This is a genomic window from Streptomyces sp. NPDC002032 (assembly GCF_042890765.1).
Taxonomy (GTDB): domain Bacteria; phylum Actinomycetota; class Actinomycetes; order Streptomycetales; family Streptomycetaceae; genus Streptomyces.
The window spans coordinates 308,905-326,955 of record NZ_JBIASM010000007.1; the positions used below are offsets into that span (position 1 = coordinate 308,905).

16 protein-coding genes are annotated in these 18,051 nt (G+C 71.5%); 9 read left to right on the plus strand and 7 right to left on the minus strand.

Annotation, left to right across the window (positions count from 1 at the left end; translation table 11 throughout):
* The first annotated feature begins 29 nt into the window (after positions 1-29).
* The 6 genes from gap to pgi all read left to right on the plus strand — a co-directional run bounded on the left by gap (position 30) and on the right by pgi (position 5,911).
* Positions 30-1,034 carry a type I glyceraldehyde-3-phosphate dehydrogenase gene (gap, locus tag ACFYYT_RS19320; protein ID WP_351816461.1) on the plus strand — a complete coding sequence of 335 codons (1,005 nt, stop codon included), beginning with the start codon at positions 30-32 and terminating at the stop codon, positions 1,032-1,034.
* Positions 1,035-1,164: 130 nt separating this feature from the next.
* Positions 1,165-2,376: a phosphoglycerate kinase gene (locus ACFYYT_RS19325; protein ID WP_351816458.1), complete on the plus strand. Its 1,212-nt coding sequence runs from the start codon at positions 1,165-1,167 to the stop codon at positions 2,374-2,376.
* Positions 2,377-2,382: 6 nt separating this feature from the next.
* A complete protein-coding gene (gene tpiA, locus ACFYYT_RS19330) occupies positions 2,383-3,171 on the plus strand; it encodes a triose-phosphate isomerase (protein ID WP_351816455.1) in 789 nt (262 codons plus the stop codon).
* A 174-nt stretch (positions 3,172-3,345) separates the two neighbouring features.
* The gene (gene secG, locus ACFYYT_RS19335; RefSeq protein ID WP_351816500.1) at positions 3,346-3,576 is read left to right on the plus strand and encodes a preprotein translocase subunit SecG; all 231 of its coding nucleotides are present in this window, start codon (positions 3,346-3,348) and stop codon (positions 3,574-3,576) included.
* Between the two features lie 180 nt (positions 3,577-3,756).
* A complete protein-coding gene (locus tag ACFYYT_RS19340) occupies positions 3,757-4,092 on the plus strand; it encodes an RNA polymerase-binding protein RbpA (RefSeq protein ID WP_078950560.1) in 336 nt (111 codons plus the stop codon).
* A 166-nt stretch (positions 4,093-4,258) separates the two neighbouring features.
* Positions 4,259-5,911, plus strand: a complete 1,653-nt coding sequence (gene pgi / locus ACFYYT_RS19345) for a glucose-6-phosphate isomerase (RefSeq protein WP_351816497.1) — start codon at positions 4,259-4,261, stop codon at positions 5,909-5,911.
* Between the two features lie 61 nt (positions 5,912-5,972).
* On the opposite strand, the gene pgl is transcribed toward pgi, so the two are convergent.
* The 5 genes from pgl to tkt form a co-directional block, all read right to left on the minus strand.
* Complete coding sequence (pgl, locus tag ACFYYT_RS19350) at positions 5,973-6,752, minus strand: 6-phosphogluconolactonase (protein ID WP_351816452.1); 780 nt, start codon at positions 6,750-6,752, stop codon at positions 5,973-5,975.
* A 123-nt stretch (positions 6,753-6,875) separates the two neighbouring features.
* Positions 6,876-7,937 carry a glucose-6-phosphate dehydrogenase assembly protein OpcA gene (gene opcA / locus ACFYYT_RS19355; RefSeq protein WP_351816448.1) on the minus strand — a complete coding sequence of 354 codons (1,062 nt, stop codon included), beginning with the start codon at positions 7,935-7,937 and terminating at the stop codon, positions 6,876-6,878.
* A complete protein-coding gene (gene zwf, locus ACFYYT_RS19360) occupies positions 7,934-9,460 on the minus strand; it encodes a glucose-6-phosphate dehydrogenase (RefSeq protein WP_351816445.1) in 1,527 nt (508 codons plus the stop codon). Before zwf ends, opcA begins: the two co-directional genes overlap by 4 nt.
* Positions 9,461-9,465: 5 nt before the next feature.
* Positions 9,466-10,584 (minus strand): transaldolase, encoded by a 1,119-nt coding sequence (gene tal, locus ACFYYT_RS19365; protein WP_351816442.1) that lies wholly within the window; start codon positions 10,582-10,584, stop codon positions 9,466-9,468.
* 35 nt (positions 10,585-10,619) lie between these two features.
* Positions 10,620-12,710 carry a transketolase gene (tkt, locus tag ACFYYT_RS19370; RefSeq protein ID WP_351816439.1) on the minus strand — a complete coding sequence of 697 codons (2,091 nt, stop codon included), beginning with the start codon at positions 12,708-12,710 and terminating at the stop codon, positions 10,620-10,622.
* A gap of 372 nt (positions 12,711-13,082) precedes the next feature.
* Between tkt and ACFYYT_RS19375 the strand changes: the two genes are divergently transcribed.
* From ACFYYT_RS19375 to ACFYYT_RS19385, 3 genes are all read left to right on the plus strand, one after another.
* Positions 13,083-14,030: a heme o synthase gene (locus tag ACFYYT_RS19375; RefSeq protein WP_351816494.1), complete on the plus strand. Its 948-nt coding sequence runs from the start codon at positions 13,083-13,085 to the stop codon at positions 14,028-14,030.
* Between the two features lie 24 nt (positions 14,031-14,054).
* Complete coding sequence (locus ACFYYT_RS19380) at positions 14,055-14,414, plus strand: hypothetical protein (RefSeq protein WP_351816436.1); 360 nt, start codon at positions 14,055-14,057, stop codon at positions 14,412-14,414.
* 208 nt (positions 14,415-14,622) lie between these two features.
* Positions 14,623-15,771 carry an amidohydrolase gene (locus ACFYYT_RS19385; protein WP_351816433.1) on the plus strand — a complete coding sequence of 383 codons (1,149 nt, stop codon included), beginning with the start codon at positions 14,623-14,625 and terminating at the stop codon, positions 15,769-15,771.
* 58 nt (positions 15,772-15,829) lie between these two features.
* Here ACFYYT_RS19385 and ACFYYT_RS19390 read toward each other — a convergent pair whose 3' ends face one another.
* Positions 15,830-16,819: a heme A synthase gene (locus tag ACFYYT_RS19390; RefSeq protein WP_388608604.1), complete on the minus strand. Its 990-nt coding sequence runs from the start codon at positions 16,817-16,819 to the stop codon at positions 15,830-15,832.
* A gap of 4 nt (positions 16,820-16,823) precedes the next feature.
* On the minus strand, positions 16,824-17,960 hold the full coding sequence (locus ACFYYT_RS19395; RefSeq protein ID WP_351816431.1) for a hypothetical protein: 1,137 nt from the start codon (positions 17,958-17,960) through the stop codon (positions 16,824-16,826).
* Positions 17,961-18,051 lie beyond the last annotated feature (91 nt).

Sequence of the window (18,051 nt, forward strand, 5' to 3'; positions counted from 1 at the left end):
GGCCGGCGCACCAACGAGGAGATCGGTTCGTGACGATCCGCGTAGGCATCAACGGTTTTGGCCGAATTGGCCGCAACTACTTCCGGGCGCTCCTGGAGCAGGGAGCGGACATCGAGATCGTCGGTGTCAACGACCTGACTGACAACGCCACCCTGGTGCACCTGCTCAAGTACGACACCATCCTGGGCCGCCTCAAGGCCGAGGTCTCCCACACCGCCGACACCATCACGGTGGGCGGCAACACCTTCAAGACCTTCGCCGAGCGCGACCCCGCGAACCTCCCCTGGGGTGAGCTGGGCGCCGACATCGTCATCGAGTCGACCGGCATCTTCACCAAGAAGGCCGACGCCGCCAAGCACATCGCCGCGGGCGCGAAGAAGGTCCTCATCTCGGCTCCGGCCAAGGACGAGGACATCACGATCGTGATGGGCGTCAACCAGGACAAGTACGACGCGGCCAACCACCACGTCATCTCCAACGCCTCCTGCACCACCAACTGCGTGGCGCCGATGGCCAAGGTTCTCCTGGAGAACTTCGGCATCGTCAAGGGCATGATGACCACGGTCCACGCGTACACGAACGACCAGCGCATCCTGGACTTCCCGCACTCGGACCTGCGCCGCGCGCGTGCCGCCGCCGAGAACATCATCCCGACGACCACCGGTGCCGCCAAGGCCACCGCCCTGGTCATCCCGGAGCTCGCGGGCAAGCTCGACGGCATCGCGATGCGCGTCCCGGTCCCCACCGGCTCCGTGACCGACCTGGTCATCGAGCTGGAGCGCGAGGTGACCAAGGACGAGGTCAACACCGCTTTCCAGAAGGCCGCCGAGGGCCAGCTCAAGGGCATCCTCGACTACACCGAGGACGCGATCGTCTCTTCCGACATCGTGAACTGGCCGGCGTCCTGCACCTTCGACTCCTCCCTGACCATGGTCCAGGGCAAGAGCGTCAAGGTCATCGGCTGGTACGACAACGAGTGGGGCTACTCCAACCGTCTCGTCGACCTCACCGTCTTCGTCGGCGGTCAGCTCTAAAAACGTAGGGCAAGGCACCATCATGTGAGCACAGGGTCCGGCAGCGCAACGATGCGCCGCACGGGCCCTGTCGCTTGCCTCGCCCTCCCTCCTCGCCCTTCGGGTGAAGCGCTCAAAGGAGTAGAAACACATGAAGACGATCGACGAACTTCTCGCTGAAGGCGTCCAGGGCAAGCGGGTCTTCGTCCGCGCCGACCTCAACGTGCCGCTGGACGGGGGCCGGATCACCGACGACGGCCGCATCCGTGCCGTCCAGCCCACCATCGCGAAGCTCGCCGAAGCAGGCGCCCGCGTGATCGTGGCCTCGCACCTGGGCCGTCCCAAGGGCGCCCCGGACCCGGCGTTCTCGCTCGCCCCGGCCGCCGCGCGGCTCGGCGAACTGCTCGGCGCGGAGGTGGCGTTCGCCACCGACACCGTCGGGACCTCCGCCAAGGAGACCGTCGCCGCCCTCGCCGACGGACAGGTCGCCGTCCTGGAGAACCTGCGCTTCAACGCCGGTGAGACCGCGAAGGACGACGCCGAGCGCGGCGCGTTCGCCGACCGGCTCGCCGAGCTCGCCGACGTCTACGTGGGCGACGGCTTCGGCGCCGTCCACCGCAAGCACGCCTCGGTCTTCGACCTCCCCGCGCGCCTCCCGCACGCGGCCGGCTACCTCATCGCCACCGAGGTCGGCGTCCTGAAGAAGCTCACCGCCGAGGTGAAGCGCCCGTACGTGGTCGTCCTGGGAGGCGCCAAGGTCTCCGACAAGCTCGCCGTCATCGACGAGCTCCTCGGCAAGGCGGACCGGCTGCTGATCGGCGGCGGCATGGCGTACACCTTCCTCAAGGCCAAGGGCTACGAGGTCGGCATCTCCCTGCTCCAGGAAGACCAGCTGGACAAGGTCACGGAGTACATGGAGCGCGCCGAGAAGAACGGCGTCGAGCTGGTCCTGCCGGTCGACGTCCTCGTCTCCGGGGAGTTCCCCGACCTGAAGACCAAGGCCCCGGCCGACTTCGAGACCGTCGACGCGGACAAGATCCCCGCCGACAAGGAGGGCCTGGACATCGGCCCCAGGACGCGGGAGCTCTACGCGTCGAAGATCGCCGATGCCGAGACCGTCTTCTGGAACGGCCCGGTCGGCGTCTTCGAGCACCCCGACTACGCGAACGGCACCAAGGCCGTCGCCCAGGCCCTCGTCGACAGCAGCGCCTTCACCGTCGTCGGCGGTGGCGACAGCGCGGCCGCGGTCCGCATCCTGGGCTTCGACGAGAACGCCTTCGGTCACATTTCCACCGGTGGTGGCGCCAGCCTCGAATACCTCGAGGGCAAGACGCTCCCCGGCCTCGCCGCCCTGGAGGGCTGAACCCTTATGTCTGCTGCTGCCAACGGCCGCACCCCGCTGATGGCGGGCAACTGGAAGATGAACCTCAACCACCTTGAGGCCATCGCCCACACCCAGAAGATCGCCTTCTCGCTCGCCGACAAGGACTACGACGCCGTCGACGTGGCGGTGCTCCCGCCCTTCGTCGACCTGCGCTCGGTCCAGACCCTGGTCGACGCCGACAAGCTGAAGATCAAGTACGGCGCCCAGGACGTCTCCGCGCACGACTCCGGCGCCTACACCGGCGAGATCTCCGGCCCGATGCTCGCCAAGCTCGGCTGCACCTTCGTGGCCGTCGGCCACAGCGAGCGCCGCCAGTACCACGGCGAGAACGACGAGCTCTGCAACGCCAAGGTCAAGGCCGCCTACCGGCACGGGCTCACCCCGATCCTGTGCGTCGGCGAGGGCCTCGACGTCCGCAAGGCCGGCGAGCAGGTCGCGTACACGCTGCGGCAGGTCGACGGCGGCCTGGAGGGCGTCCCGGCCGAGCAGGTCGAGTCCATCGTGATCGCGTACGAGCCCGTCTGGGCGATCGGGACCGGCGAGGTCGCCACCCCCGAGGACGCGCAGGAGGTCTGCGGCGCGATCCGCGGCCGCCTCGCCGAGCTGTACTCGCAGGAGCTGGCCGACAAGGTCCGCATCCAGTACGGCGGCTCCGTCAAGTCCGGCAACATCGCCGCGATCATGGCCCAGCCCGACGTCGACGGCGCCCTGATCGGCGGGGCGGCGCTGGACGTGGACGAGTTCGTCAAGATCGTCCGCTTCCGCGACCAGTGACGCGACCAGTGAGTATGCGGTAGGGCGGATCCGTCGTACCCTTGCGGGGGCCAGGGGGCTGCGATCGGCAGCCGCTGGCCCCCGTGCGCGTAGCGGCACCGGTCGCAGCACCGGGGGAAGCCCTGGAAAACCCGAATGCACTGAATGCCCAGAAAGTAGGAATCAGCCGTGATTATGGGGTTCTCGATCGCCCTGGTCGTCTTCAGCGCCCTGATGATGCTGCTCGTGCTGATGCACAAGGGCAAGGGCGGCGGCCTGTCCGACATGTTCGGCGGCGGCATGCAGTCCTCGGTCGGCGGTTCCTCCGTGGCAGAGCGCAACCTCGACCGCATCACCGTCGTGATCGGGCTCCTGTGGTTCGCCTGCATCGTGGCGCTCGGCCTGCTCACGAAGTCGGCGAGCTGACCGTTCTGGCCATAGTGCCGGTCCCGGCGGCTGCGCCCGGCCTATCATGAGGTCCGGCGTCCACGCCCGGAGCGAGTAACTCCGGTTACTGGACGTGCGTTGGGCCTTACGTAGACTGGGGCGCCCGCAGCGGACACCCCCCTCACGCTCCGCGGCACCATCACGCAGGGAGTTACGACCGTGGCAAGTGGCAACGCGATTCGTGGAAGTCGGGTCGGAGCCGGGCCGATGGGCGAGGCCGAGCGCGGTGAATCCGCGCCCCGCCTGCGCATCTCCTTCTGGTGCTCGAACGGGCACGAGACGCAGCCGAGCTTCGCCAGCGACGCGACCGTGCCGGACACCTGGGACTGCCCGCGCTGCGGATTCCCGGCCGGCCAGGACCGGGACAACCCGCCCGCGCCGCCGCGCACCGAGCCCTACAAGACGCACCTCGCGTACGTGCGCGAACGCCGCACCGACGCCGACGGCGAGGCGATCCTCGCCGAGGCCCTCGCCAAGCTGCGCGGCGAGATCTGAGACTCGGCGACGGTCGGGGCCACCCTCAAGAGTGACTCGGGGCCCGGCCCGTGGGAATGCGAATCCCGCGGGCCGGGCCCCTTTTTGTCCGTTGTTCCCCCTCCGATCCCTTAGGTTTGGAGGCGGCGGGGCACGACAGGACGGAAGAAGTGGGTTGATGTCCGAGATGAACGCAGACAGCCGTACGAGGCTCAACCGGACGCCGCAGTGGAACGCGCTCGGCAAGCACCGCGAAGAGCTGGGGCAGACGCATCTGCGGGAGCTGTTCGAGGCGGACCCGGACCGCGGCACCGGGTACACCCTGCGGGTCGGGGACCTGCACATCGACTACGCGAAGCACCTCGTGACCGACGAGACGCTGACGCTGCTGCGCGAACTGGCCGCGGCGACCGGCGTGGCCGAACTGCGCGAGGCCATGTTCCGCGGCGAGAAGATCAACACGACGGAGGGCCGGGCGGTCCTGCACACCGCGCTGCGCGCTCCGAAGGACGCGGTCATCGAGGTGGACGGCGAGAACGTCGTACCCGGTGTGCACGCGGTCCTCGACAAGATGGCGGCCTTCTCCGACCGGATCAGGTCGGGGGAGTGGACCGGTTCCACCGGCAAGCGCATCAAGAACGTCGTCAACATCGGCATCGGCGGCTCCGACCTCGGTCCGGCGATGGCGTACGACGCCCTGCGGGCCTTCTCCGCGCGCGAACTGACGGTCCGTTTCGTCTCCAACGTCGACGGGGCCGACCTGCACGAGGCCGTGCGCGACCTGGACCCGGCCGAGACGCTGTTCGTCATCGCCTCGAAGACCTTCACCACCGTCGAGACCATCACCAACGCCACCTCGGCGCGCAATTGGCTGCTCACGGAGCTGAAGGCCGGTCAAGAGGCCGTCGCCCGGCACTTCGTGGCGCTGTCCACCAACGAGGAGAAGGTCTCCGAGTTCGGCATCGACACGGCCAACATGTTCGAGTTCTGGGACTGGGTCGGCGGCCGTTACTCCTTCGACTCGGCCATCGGGCTCTCGCTGATGATCGCCATCGGCCCGGACGCCTTCCGCGAGCTGCTGAGCGGCTTCCACCTGATGGACGAGCACTTCCGCACGGCGCCGCCCGAGGAGAACGCGCCGCTGCTGCTGGGCCTGTTGGGCATCTGGTACGGCAACTTCCACGACGCGCAGTCCCACGCGGTCCTGCCGTACAGCCACTACCTGTCCCGGTTCACGGCCTACCTCCAGCAGCTGGACATGGAGTCCAACGGCAAGTCGGTCGACCGGGACGGCGAACCGGTCGACTGGCAGACCGGCCCGGTCGTGTGGGGCACGCCCGGCACCAACGGGCAGCACGCGTACTACCAGTTGATCCACCAGGGCACGAAGCTGATCCCGGCCGACTTCATCGGTTTCGCCCGCCCGGTGGACGGCCTGCTCCCCGGCCTCGTCGCCCAGCACGACCTGCTGATGGCCAACTTCTTCGCCCAGACGCAGGCGCTGGCCTTCGGCAAGACGCCGGAGGAGGTGCGCGCGGAGGGCGTCCCCGAGGAGCTCGTCCCGCACAAGACCTTCCGGGGCAACCACCCGACGACGACCATCCTCGCCCCCGAGCTGACCCCGTCGGTGCTGGGGCAGCTCATCGCCCTCTACGAGCACAAGGTGTTCGTCCAGGGCGCCGTCTGGAACATCGACTCCTTCGACCAGTGGGGCGTCGAGCTCGGCAAGGTCCTCGCCAAGCGGCTGGAGCCCGCTCTGGTGGAGGGGGCCGACGTGGCGGGCCTCGACCCCTCCACGCGGGCGCTCGTGGCCAGGTACCGGGAACTGCGCGGCCGCTGAGCCCTCCCGGCGTGCACGCGAAAGCGCCCCGCACCGGCCGGTGCGGGGCGCTTTCGCGTGGTCAGGACGCCGGGGAGTACAGCCCGGCCGGCAGCTTGGCCGCGGCCGCCCGGTCCAGCAGCCACAGGGTGCGGCTGCGGCCGTGGACGGCCGCCGCCGGGGCCTGGACGCCGCCCGCGCCGCCGAGGGCCACGGCCACCGCGGCGGCCTTGTCCTCGCCCGCGGCCAGCAGCCACACCTCACGGGCCGCGCAGATCGCGGGGAGGGTCAGGGAGACGCGGGTCGGCGGCGGCTTCGGCGCGCCGTGCACCCCGACCACCGTGCGGTCGGTCTCGCGGGTCGCCGGGTGCTCCGGGAACAGCGACGCCACGTGCGTGTCGGGGCCCACGCCCAGCATCAGCACGTCGAAGGTGGGGACCGGGCCGTGGTCCTCGGGGCCCGCGGCCCGCGCCAGCTCGGCGGCGTAGGCGGCCGCGGCGGCGTCCACGTCGGCGCCGTACGGGCCGTCGGAGGCGGGCATCACGTGCACGCGCGCGGGATCCACCGGAACCGAGTCCAGCAGGGCCTCACGGGCCTGTACGTGGTTGCGCTCGGGGTCGTCGGCGGGGACGTAGCGCTCGTCGCCCCACCAGAGGTCGATGCGGGACCAGTCGACCGCGTCCCGGGCGGGGGCGGCGGCCAGGGCCGCGAGCAGCCCGTTGCCGTTGCGGCCGCCGGTCAGGACCACGGAGGCACCGCCCCGGGCGGCCTGCGCGTCCACGATCTTCGTGATGAGCCGGGCAGCGGTGGCCTGGGCCATCAGCTCCTTGTCCCGGTGGACGACGACCTGGGGAGTCGTCATACCCATGTGGTGCCGCCTTCTTGGTAGTTCGGGGGAGTGCGGTGGCTGCGGCGCGGGTCCGGGTGCCACCGCGCGGAGCCGTTCCCCCTCGCCGGGGGGCGGCTCCGCGCGGTGGACCGCCGGTTACTTGGCCGGAGCCTTCTTCGCCGCCGGCTTGGCGGCCGGCTTCGGTGCCTGGGCCGCGTCCCCAGCGGAGGCCGGGGCCTCCTTGGCCGGGGCGTCCTTGGCCGGAGCGGCCTTGCCGGCCGGGGCCGGAGGGGTCGCTTCCAGGCGGGCCACGCCGAACTTCAGCGAGGCCTCGTAGGTGCTGTCCGGATCCAGCCGGCGCAGCTCCTCCGCCAGGAGCTCGGCCGTGTCGCGGCGCTTGAGCGCCACCGCACGGTCGGGCTGACCCGGCATGCACAGCGTCGCCAGCGCGCCGTCCGCCCGGTCCAGGACGATCGAGCCGTCCTTGGTCTCCAGCCGTACGGCGGTCAGCCCCGGACCGCCCGAGAGGGCGCGGTGGACCGGGACCCCGAGACGGTCCGCCAGCCACATGGCCAGCAGCTCGCAGCTCGGGTTCTCGTCCTCGCCCTCGACGGTCGCCGAGATGACCGACAGGCACTGCTGGTCCAGCGCGGCGGCCAGCATGGAGCGCCACGGGGTGATCCGGGTCCAGGACAGGTCCGTGTCACCCGGGGCGTACGCCTCCGCCCGGCTGCCGAGCGCCTCGATCGGGTGCTCGGAGGAGTAGGTGTCCGTGATCCGGCGCTGTCCGAGCGCACCCAGCGGGTCGCCCGCCAGGTCGGCGGGAGCGCCTTCCGGCCACCAGACGACCACGGGGGCGTCGGGCAGGAGGAGGGGGAGCACCACCGACTGGGCGTGGTCGACCAGTTCGCCGTGCAGGCGGAGCACGACCGTCTCACCGCTGCCGGCGTCCGCCCCGACGCGGACTTCCGCGTCGAGCCGGGCGTCACGACGGCTGCGGGGGGAACGGCTGACCCGCTTGACCACGACGACGATCCGCGAGGGGTGTTCGTGGGACGCGTCGTTCGCCGACTTGAGCGCGTCGTACGCGTTCTCCTCGTCGGTCACGATCACCAGCGTGAGGACCATGCCGATGGCCGGCGTGCCGATGTCCCGGCGCGCCTGCACCAACGCGGCGTTGATCTTGCTGGAGGTGGTCTCCGTGAGGTCGATCTTCATGGCCGGCGCCAGCTCCGTCCGTCTCGTGCGAGCATCTCGTCCGCCTCGACCGGTCCCCAGGTGCCCGCCGGGTACTGCGCGGGCTTGCCGTGCTTGTCCCAGTACTGCTCGATCGGGTCGAGGATGTTCCAGGAGAGCTCGACCTCCTGGTGGCGCGGGAAGAGGTTCGCGTCACCCAGCAGGACGTCGAGGATCAGCCGCTCGTAGGCCTCGGGGCTGGACTCGGTGAAGGACTCGCCGTAGGCGAAGTCCATCGTCACGTCCCGTACCTCCATGGAGGTGCCCGGCACCTTGGAGCCGAAGCGGACCGTGATGCCCTCGTCCGGCTGCACCCGGATGACCAGGGCGTTCTGCCCCAGCTCCTCGGTCGCGCCCGATTCGAACGGCAGGTACGGCGCCCGCTTGAAGACCACCGCGATCTCGGTCACCCGGCGGCCCAGGCGCTTGCCCGTGCGCAGGTAGAACGGGACGCCCGCCCAGCGGCGGTTGTTGATCTCCAGGCGGATGGCCGCGTAGGTGTCGGTCTTCGACTTGGGGTCGATGCCGTCCTCTTCGAGGTACCCGACGACCTTCTCGCCGCCCTGCCAGGCCGCCGAGTACTGGCCGCGCACGGTGTGCTTGCCCAGGTCCTCGGGCAGCTCCACGGCGGTCAGCACCTTGAGCTTCTCGGCTACCAGCGCCTTGGGATGGAAGGAGCCGGGCTCCTCCATCGCGGTCAGCGCCAGCAACTGGAGCAGGTGGTTCTGGATGACGTCACGGGCCGCGCCGATGCCGTCGTAGTATCCGGCCCGGCCGCCGATGCCGATGTCCTCCGCCATGGTGATCTGCACGTGGTCGACGTACGACCGGTTCCAGATCGGCTCGAACATGGTGTTGGCGAAGCGGAGCGCCAGGATGTTCTGGACGGTCTCCTTGCCGAGGTAGTGGTCGATCCGGAAGACCTCGTCACGGGGGAAGACCTCGTGGACGACCTTGTTGAGCTCTTCCGCGCTCTTGAGGTCGTGGCCGAAGGGCTTCTCGATGACGGCGCGCCGCCAGGAGCCTTCCTTCTGGGCCAGACCGTGGTCCTTGAGCTGCTGGACCACCTTGGGGAAGAACTTCGGCGGGACCGAGAGGTAGAAGGCGAAGTTGCCGCCCGTGCCCTGGGCCTTGTCGAGTTCCTCGATCGTGGCCTTGAGGGTCTCGAAGGCCGCGTCGTCGTCGAAGTCGCCCTGGACGAACCGGCAGCCCTGGACCAGCTGCTGCCAGACCTCTTCGCGGAAGGGGGTGCGCGAGTGCTGCTGGACGGCGTCGTGCACCTCCTGGGCGAAGTCCTCGTCCTGCCACTCGCGGCGGGCGAAGCCGATCAGGGAGAAGCCCGGCGGCAGCAGACCGCGGTTCGCCAGGTCGTAGATGGCGGGCATGAGCTTCTTGCGGGACAGGTCACCCGTAACGCCGAAAATGACCAGGCCGGACGGCCCCGCGATGCGCGGGAGCCGTCGGTCCTGTGCGTCACGAAGCGGGTTCGCTCCGTTTCCTGACAAAATACTCAGTCCTCCGCGGGGGCGAGGCGCTTGAGCTCCGCCTCGGTCGACTTCAGCAGGTCGTTCCACGAGGCCTCGAACTTCTCGACCCCTTCTTCTTCGAGCAGCTGCACCACATCGTCGTACGAGATGCCCAGCTTCGCGACCGCGTCGAGCTCGGCGCGAGCCTGCTCGTACGTGCCGCGGATGGTGTCCCCGGTGACCTCGCCGTGGTCGGCGGTGGCCTCCAGGGTGGCCTCGGGCATGGTGTTGACGGTGCCGGGGGCGACCAGGTCCACCACGTACAGGGTGTCCTTGTACGCCGGGTCCTTCACGCCGGTCGAGGCCCACAGCGGGCGCTGCTTGTTGGCGTGCGCCTTGTCCAGGGCGGCCCAGCGCTCCGAGGAGAAGACCTCCTCGTACGCCTGGTAGGCCAGACGGGCGTTGGCGAGCGCCGCCTTGCCCTTGAGGGCCTTGGCCTCGTCGGTGCCGATGCCGTCCAGGCGCTTGTCGATCTCGCTGTCCACGCGGGACACGAAGAAGGAGGCGACCGAGTGGATCTTGGAGAGGTCCAGGCCCGCGGCCTTGGCCTTCTCCAGGCCGGCCAGGTAGGCGTCCATGACCTGGCGGTAGCGCTCCAGGGAGAAAATCAGCGTCACGTTGACGCTGATGCCCCGGCCGATGACCTCGGTGATCGCGGGCAGACCGCCCATGGTCGCCGGGATCTTGATCAGGGTGTTCGGGCGGTCCACCAGCCACGCCAGCTGCTTGGCCTCGGCGACGGTCGCCTTGGTGTTGTGCGCGAGGCGCGGGTCCACCTCGATCGAGACCCGGCCGTCCTGCCCGTCGGTCGCGTCGTAGACCGGCCGCAGGATGTCGGCGGCGTCGCGGACGTCCGCCGTGGTGATCATGCGGATGGCTTCCTCGACGGTCACCTTGCGGGCGGCCAGGTCAGAGAGCTGCTGATCGTAGCCGTCTCCCTGGCTGATGGCCTTCTGGAAGATCGACGGGTTGGTGGTGACCCCGACCACGTGCTGCTGGTCGATGAGCTCGGCGAGGTTGCCCGACGTGATGCGCTTGCGGGACAGGTCGTCCAGCCAGATCGCCACGCCCTCGTCGGAGAGGCGCTTGAGTGCGTCTGTCATGGGAATTGCATCTCCTACTGGTTCTGGTACCGGTCTCAGCGCGCGGCGGCGGCGGTGATGGAGGCCTTGGCGGCTGCGGTCACGGCTTCGGCGGTGAGGCCGAACTCGCGGAACAGGACGGCGCCGTCGGCGGAGGCACCGAAGTGCTCCAGCGAGACGATCCTGCCCGCGTCCCCGACGTAACGGTGCCAGGTCAGGCCGATGCCGGCCTCGACCGCGACTCGCGCCCGGACGGAGGGGGGCAGCACGCTGTCCTTGTACTCCTGGTCCTGCTCCTCGAACCACTCGACGCACGGCATCGAGACCACACGGGCCGGGACGCCCTCGGCCTGGAGCGCCTCGCGCGCGGCGACGGCGAGCTGGACCTCGGAACCGGTGCCGATGAGCACGACCTGCGCGGGGCCGCCCTCGGCCTCGAAGAGCACGTACCCGCCCTTGGCGGCGTCCTCGTTGCGGTCGTACGTCGGCACGCCCTGGCGGGTGAGCGCCAGACCGTGCGGGGCGCCCTTGCCGAACACCTTGGTGTGGCGGCGCAGCACCTCGCGCCAGGCGATGGCGGTCTCGTTCGCGTCGGCCGGACGGACCACGTTCAGGCCCGGGATGGCGCGCAGCGCGGCGACGTGCTCGACGGGCTGGTGGGTCGGGCCGTCCTCGCCCAGGCCGATGGAGTCGTGCGTCCACACGTACGTCACCGGCAGGTGCATCAGGGAGGACAGGCGCACGGCGTTGCGCATGTAGTCGGAGAACACCAGGAAGGTGCCGCCGTAGATGCGGGTGTGGCCGTGCAGCGCGATGCCGTTCATGGCGGCGGCCATGGCGTGCTCGCGGATGCCGAAGTGGATGGTGCGGCCGTACGGGTCGGCCTCCGGCAGCGGGTTGCCCACCGGCAGGAACGAGGAGTTCTTGTCGATGGTGGTGTTGTTGGAGCCGGCCAGGTCGGCGGAGCCGCCCCACAGCTCCGGGATGATCGCGCCGAGCGCTTCGAGGACCTTGCCGGAGGCGGCGCGGGTGGCGACGGCCTTGCCGGTCTCGAAGGCGGGGAGCGCGTCCTCCCAGCCCGCGGGGAGCTCGTTGGAGTTGATGCGGTCGAAGGAGGCCGCGCGCTCGGGGTTGGCGGTGCGCCAGGCGGAGAAGTCCTTCTCCCAGGCGGCACGGGCCTCGCGGCCGCGGTCCACGGCCTGGCGGGTGTGGGCGAGGACCTCGTCGGAGACCTCGAAGGTCTGCTCCGGGTCGAAGCCGAGCACGCGCTTGGTCGCGGCGACCTCGTCCTTGCCGAGGGCCGAGCCGTGCGCGGCCTCGGTGCCCTGGGCGTGCGGGGCCGGCCAGGCGATGATCGAACGGGTGGCGATGAAGGAGGGGCGCTCCGTCTCGGCCTTGGCGGCCTCGAAGGCGGCGTAGAGCGCCTTCGGGTCGAGGTCGCCGTTGGCCTGCGGGGCCACGCGCTGGACGTGCCAGCCGTACGCCTCGTAGCGCTTGAGGGTGTCCTCGGAGACGGCCGTCTCGGTGTCGCCCTCGATGGAGATGTGGTTGTCGTCCCACAGCAGCACGAGGTTGCCGAGCTTCTGGTGGCCGGCCAGCGCGGACGCCTCGTGGGAGATGCCCTCCTGGAGGCAGCCGTCGCCCGCGATCGCGTAGATCATGTGGTCGAACGGGGAGGTGCCGGGGGCCGCCTCCGGGTCGAACAGGCCTCGCTCGTAGCGGGAGGCCATGGCCATGCCCACCGCGTTGGCCACGCCCTGGCCCAGCGGGCCGGTGGTGGTCTCGACGCCGGCCGTGTGGCCGTACTCCGGGTGGCCGGGAGTCTTGGAACCCCAGGTGCGGAAGGCCTTGAGGTCATCCAGCTCCAGACCGAAGCCGGCCAGGTAGAGCTGGGTGTAAAGGGTCAGGGACGAGTGCCCCGCGGAGAGCACGAAGCGGTCGCGGCCGACCCACTCGGGGTCGGACGGGTCGTGCCGCATGACCTTCTGGAAAAGGGTGTACGCGGCGGGGGCCAGGCTCATCGCCGTACCGGGGTGGCCGTTCCCGACCTTCTGGACCGCGTCCGCGGCCAGGATGCGGGCGGTGTCGACGGCCCGCTGGTCCAGTTCGGTCCACTCGAGCTCTGTGGTGGTCGGCTTGGTGCTCACCGTTGGTCAGGGCTCCTCTCCACATGTTGTATTCCCGGTGACGAACGACGCACCGGCGCGATTCCGAGCCTACCCCCGCCGGGGCGTGCGGCTATTCGAGTGCCGATGGTGCGTCGCCGGGTCGCCGCCCGCTGTTCATCCGGCGTCCGCGCCCGGCGTCCGGTCCGCCGCCCCCGGCGCGGCGCCCCGCCGGCGGGGCCGTCGCCCCCCGCCCCGCGCCCCGCCGCCCGGTCCGATCGGCCCAACACGAGACGACCCCCGCGCGGGGCGACGGAAGTGCAACGTCTAGAGTGGCGTGGTACGCGCAAGCCTTTACCGGCCCTTCATGTCCTGAACGGTCCGAGTCGGAGCTTGCTGGATTCTCTCTCAGGGGTGTGCGTGACGGCCGTCGAATCCCGTCCAGCGGGGGTGCTCGGGACGAGCCCCGGTCACCGGCCGTTCGGGGCCCGGGTCATGGCTTTCGTGGCATTGACCAAGCCGCGGATCATCGAACTTCTGCTGATCACCACAGTGCCGGTGATGTTCCTGGCCGAGCAGGGGGTGCCCTCGCTGTGGCTGGTGCTCGCCACCTGCTTCGGCGGTTACCTGTCCGCGGGCGGCGCCAACGCGCTGAACATGTACATCGACCGCGACATCGACGCGCTGATGGACCGGACGGCCCAGCGGCCGCTCGTGACCGGCATGGTCAGCCCGCGCGAATGCCTGGCCTTCGGCATCACCCTCGGGGTGGTCTCCACCCTCTTCTTCGGGCTGCTGATCAACTGGCTGTCGGCCGCGCTCGCGCTGGGCGCGCTCCTCTTCTACGTCGTCGTCTACACGATGCTCCTGAAGCGGCGCACCGCGCAGAACATCGTCTGGGGCGGGATCGCCGGCTGCATGCCGGTCCTGATCGGCTGGTCGGCCGTCAAGAACGAGGTCTCCTGGGCCGCGGTCATCCTCTTCCTCGTCATCTTCTTCTGGACGCCGCCGCACTACTGGCCGCTGTCCATGAAGGTGAAGGACGACTACGCGCGCGTCGGCGTGCCGATGCTGCCGGTCGTGGCCGGCAACAAGGCCGTCGCCAAGCAGATCGTCATCTACAGCTGGGTGATGGTCGCCGTCTCGCTGCTGCTCACCCCGCTGGGATACACCGGCTGGTTCTACACCTCGGTGGCGCTGCTGGCCGGCGGCTGGTGGCTGTGGGAGGCGCACGCGCTGAACGTCCGGGCCAGGTCCGGGGTGACGGGTGCGAAGCTGAAGGAGATGCGGCTGTTCCACTGGTCCATCACCTACGTCTCGCTCCTGTTCGTGGCCGTCGCCGTGGATCCCTTCCTCCGTTGATTACTCGCCGGTAGCATGCTCTCCATGGGAGAGACCACGCAGAGCACGCAGGCCGCGGAGAGCGCGGACAGGAAGCAGAGCCGCACGGCGGCGAAGCTGGCCCGGCAGATCGGCGCGTTCGCCAAGCGGCACGGCGGCGCCGAGGGCCAGCTCGCCTACATCGGCCAGGCCGGCACGCGCATCGTGCTCGTCGGCGGTGACGGCGGCTGGGGCGACCTGGTGGCCCCGACCCACGCCGTCGCCCGGCTCGCCGCCGAGAAGGCCGGGCTGATCCTCCACGACGAGTTCGACGGCGAGTTCGCCGCCCGCGTCCGCACCGGACCGTACGAGTGGACGCGCATGGCCGGCATCCAGCTCGGCGGCCCCGCCAACCCGGCGGCCTGAGCCCGCGCGGGACCCGGGCCGCCTAACCGGCCCGGGCACCGTCCGGCGTTCCGCGCACGCTCGCCTCCGGCGCCGCGCCCCGTCGCCCGTCCGGCGGCGCGCGCCCGTTCGTGAGACTCGGTCAACAGCGCGAGCAACACTTCATACCCCGCTCACCCGTTAGGACGCGTGGAAGCCCCTTCCTCACGTCCGCAAACGGGATGCCCGGATGATCGAAACGCCGCCCCTGGTGGACCAGTACTGCCACGGAGTGCTCCGCACGGAGCTCGGCCTCGGCACCTTCGAGGCCCAGCTGATCGACTCGGCCGGCCCGCCCGCCGCCGGCACCACCTTCTTCGACACCCAGACCGGCTTCGCCGTGCGCCGCTGGTGTCCGCCCCTGCTCGGGCTGGAGCCGCACTGCGCGCCCGCCCGCTACCTGGCCCGGCGGCGCGAGCTCGGGGTCGCCGAGACCGGGCGGCGGCTGCTGGGGGGCTCGGGAGTGGGCGCGTACCTCGTCGACACGGGAGTGGGCGCGGGAGCCGGTACGGCCGGCTCGCCCGCCACGGGGGCCGGGGACGCCGCCGCGGGGGACCTGGGCGGGCCCGAGGAGCTGGGCCGGGCCGGGAACGCCCGGGCGTACGAGGTGGCCCGGCTGGAGCTGCTCGCCGAGCAGGCCGCCGACACCTCCGGGACGGTCGCCGCCTTCCTGGCCAACCTCGGCGGAGCCGTCCACCACGCCGCCGCCGTCGCCGTCGCCTTCGGCTGCGGGGCCGCCACCGGATACGCCCGGGCGCTGGACCGGGATCCCGGGCCGCCGGGGCCGGGCGAGGTGCGCGGGGCGGCCGGGCGCTGGCTCGCCGGGCGGGGCCGGGGGGAGTCCTTGCGCGACCCGGTGCTGCTGCGGCACCTGCTGTGGAGCGCGGTGACCACCGGGCTGCCGCTCCAGCTGCACACCGCCGCGCGCGAGCCGGGGCCGCTGGCCGGGTTCGTCCGGGCCACCGCGGGGCTCGGGGCGCCGCTGGTGCTGCTCGGCGGCTACCCGCACCACCGGCACACGGCCCGGCTGGCGGCGGCGTACCCGCACGTCCACGCCGATCTGGGGCCCGCGCTCGCGGCGACGGGGGCCCGGGCGGCCGCCGTCCTGGCCGAGCTGCTGGAACTCGCGCCCTTCGGGAAGCTGCTGTTCTCCAGCGGGGGCCGGCGCCTGCCGGAGCTGCACGCGGTCGGCGCCCTGGTGTTCCGCGAGGCGCTCGGCCGGGTCCTGGTCGGCTGGGTCAACGACGGGGCCTGGTCCTGGCGGGACGCGGACCGGGTCGCCGCGATGCTCGCGGCCGGCAATGCCCGGCGCGTCTACCGGCTGGACGAACGGGGCTGAGCCGCGCCCGGAGCCGCAGGGCCGCCCCGGAGCCGGGGACCGCGCCCCGGGCCGCCTCTCAGACCGCCGAGAGCTGCGGGTCGCCCTGGACCGGGGCCCCGGTCTGCCCGGCGGGACGCTCGCGCAGGCTCAGCACCACGCGCAGCACCGAGATCCACACCAGGCAGGAGCCCAGCATGTGCGCGGCGACCAGCGCCTCGGGCAGGTCCGTGAAGAACTGGACGTAGCCGACGGCGCCCTGGGCGAGCAGTACGAGGAGCAGGTCACGGGCGCGCGCCCGGGTGTCGGCGGGGGCGTCCGCCACGCGCAGCAGCAGCCACATCGCGACGGCCAGCGCGCAGACCAGCCAGGCGGCGATGGCGTGCGCGTGGGCGGTGGCCGCCCAGTCGAACGGCATGCGCTGGATCTCGCTGCTGTCCCCGGCGTGCGGGCCGGAGCCCGTGACGACCGTGCCGGCCGCGATCAGCACCAGGGTGGTCGCGACCAGCGCCCAGGAGAGCCTGCGCACCGGGCCGGGAACGCGCGGGCGGGGGGCGGTGTCGCCCTCGCCGGTGCGGTGCCAGGTGACGGTGGTGACGGTGATCAGGCTGGTGGCGAGCAGGAAGTGGCCGGCCACGCTGTAGGGGTTGAGCCCCGTCAGGACGGTGATGCCGCCGAGGACCGCGTTGCCCATCACGAGGGCGAACTGGAGCCAGCCGAGCTTCGTCAGCGAGTGCCGCCACGGCTTCGCCGAGCGGGCCGCGAGGATGATCCCGCCGACCGCCGCGCAGAGCACGTAGGTCAGCATGCGGTTGCCGAACTCGATGGCTCCGTGGAAGCCCTGGGCCTGCGTCACGATCAGGCTGTCGTCGGTGCACTTGGGCCAGGTGTCGCAGCCGAGACCGGATCCGGTCAGCCGCACCGCGCCGCCCGTGACGACGATGACCACGCTCATGACGAGCGCGGCGAGCGCGGCGCGCCGGACGGTCCGGGGTGACGGGGTCCAGCGGCTGGCGATGTACGCGAAGGGGTTCAACACGGCCACTATCGTAAAGGCCGCCTTGTGCAAACTTTCACGAGGGGGTCGGAGCGGGTGAGTCGGGGCCGATGACCAGGCGGAACCGGGCCCCGGCCGGGTCCCCCTCCGCGTGCCACCAGACCCGGACCCGCCACAGCGCGCCCTCGCCCGGATAGGCGGCCGAGTCCCTGAACCCCCGTACCAATTCGGACGCTACGTCCTCTGCTGTCCGGTTCCTCACCTCGGCGGAGCCCTGCCACGGCGCGGGCGCGGCCGCCCACAGCCCGTCGGCGCCGCGCACCTCGATCCGCCACACCGCGCGCCAGGGGGTCACCTCCAGCATCGTGCTCACCTGCTCGGCGTCCAGCCCCAGCCGGGCGGCGATCTCCGCCTCGGCCACGCCCTGGATCCGGGCGGCCACCACCGCCTGGGGGAGCAGCCGTTCGGGCAGCAGCCCCCCGGCGCGCAGGCCCGCCAGCGATTCGAACGCCAGGAAGCGCAGCCGCAGTTCCAGCTGCCGGCCGATGTGGTCCAGGGCCTCTTCCGCCTCCTGCGCCTCCTCGGCCCCGGGAGCGGCCCGCAGCAGCCGGCGGAATCCGGCCTCGGCGTCCACCGCCCAGGCGACCGCGTCGGCGGCGGAGCCCAGCTCGGCGAGGCGGTCGCCCAGGAAGACCTTGGCCTGCGCGAGCCCGCGCCGGTTGACGGGGTCGTCCTGGTCCAGGGAGGCCCACACCTCGACGGCGGTCCGGGTCAGGTCGCGGGCGCGCTCGCCGGCCGCCCGCTCCATGGGGCTCGGCCGGCTCTCGCCGGCCTCGCCGAGCGGGTGCCGGGGCAGCCGGTCCGCGTCGCTCAGCGGCCAGGCCAGCCAGACCCCCTGGTTGATCAGACCCCGGGCGTACCACCGGGCGTACTCCGGCGCGTGTCCGGCGGCCTGCCGCGCGTGGTGCAGGCCCTCCTCGATGGCGGCCAGCGCCCCGGCCCGGTCGCCGGCGGCGAACCGCCGGGCCGCGAGGTCGCCCAGGCGCAGCCCCAGCCGGGCCGCGCACTCGGCATCGGTGCGGGCGGGCTCGCGCAGCGCGCCGATCAGCTCGGCGAGCAGCCGGTCGTCCTCGCCGGGATCCGCGTGCGCGGCTCCGGAGCGGATCCGCGCCCACTGCTCGTCCAGCCGCAGAACGGCCTCCCGCTGAGACATGTCCGCCCCCCGGCGTCCGGTCGTGCGTCACTGATGTCGCTGATGTGGAGGCGGTCATCCTCCCGCCTGCCCAACGCACGGCGGAGGGGTT

Bases quoted from the DNA above. Each gene is read 5' to 3' on its own strand.
- ACFYYT_RS19325 (WP_351816458.1), top strand. From the start codon at position 1,165: ATGAAGACGATCGACGAACTTCTCGCTGAAGGCGTCCAGGGCAAGCGG.
- tpiA (WP_351816455.1), top strand. From the start codon at position 2,383: ATGTCTGCTGCTGCCAACGGCCGCACCCCGCTGATGGCGGGCAACTGG.
- secG (WP_351816500.1), top strand. From the start codon at position 3,346: ATGGGGTTCTCGATCGCCCTGGTCGTCTTCAGCGCCCTGATGATGCTG.
- pgi (WP_351816497.1), top strand. From the start codon at position 4,259: ATGAACGCAGACAGCCGTACGAGGCTCAACCGGACGCCGCAGTGGAAC.
- pgl (WP_351816452.1), bottom strand. From the start codon at position 6,752: ATGACGACTCCCCAGGTCGTCGTCCACCGGGACAAGGAGCTGATGGCC.
- opcA (WP_351816448.1), bottom strand. From the start codon at position 7,937: ATGAAGATCGACCTCACGGAGACCACCTCCAGCAAGATCAACGCCGCG.
- tal (WP_351816442.1), bottom strand. From the start codon at position 10,584: ATGACAGACGCACTCAAGCGCCTCTCCGACGAGGGCGTGGCGATCTGG.
- ACFYYT_RS19380 (WP_351816436.1), top strand. From the start codon at position 14,055: ATGGGAGAGACCACGCAGAGCACGCAGGCCGCGGAGAGCGCGGACAGG.
- ACFYYT_RS19385 (WP_351816433.1), top strand. From the start codon at position 14,623: ATGATCGAAACGCCGCCCCTGGTGGACCAGTACTGCCACGGAGTGCTC.
- ACFYYT_RS19395 (WP_351816431.1), bottom strand. From the start codon at position 17,960: ATGTCTCAGCGGGAGGCCGTTCTGCGGCTGGACGAGCAGTGGGCGCGG.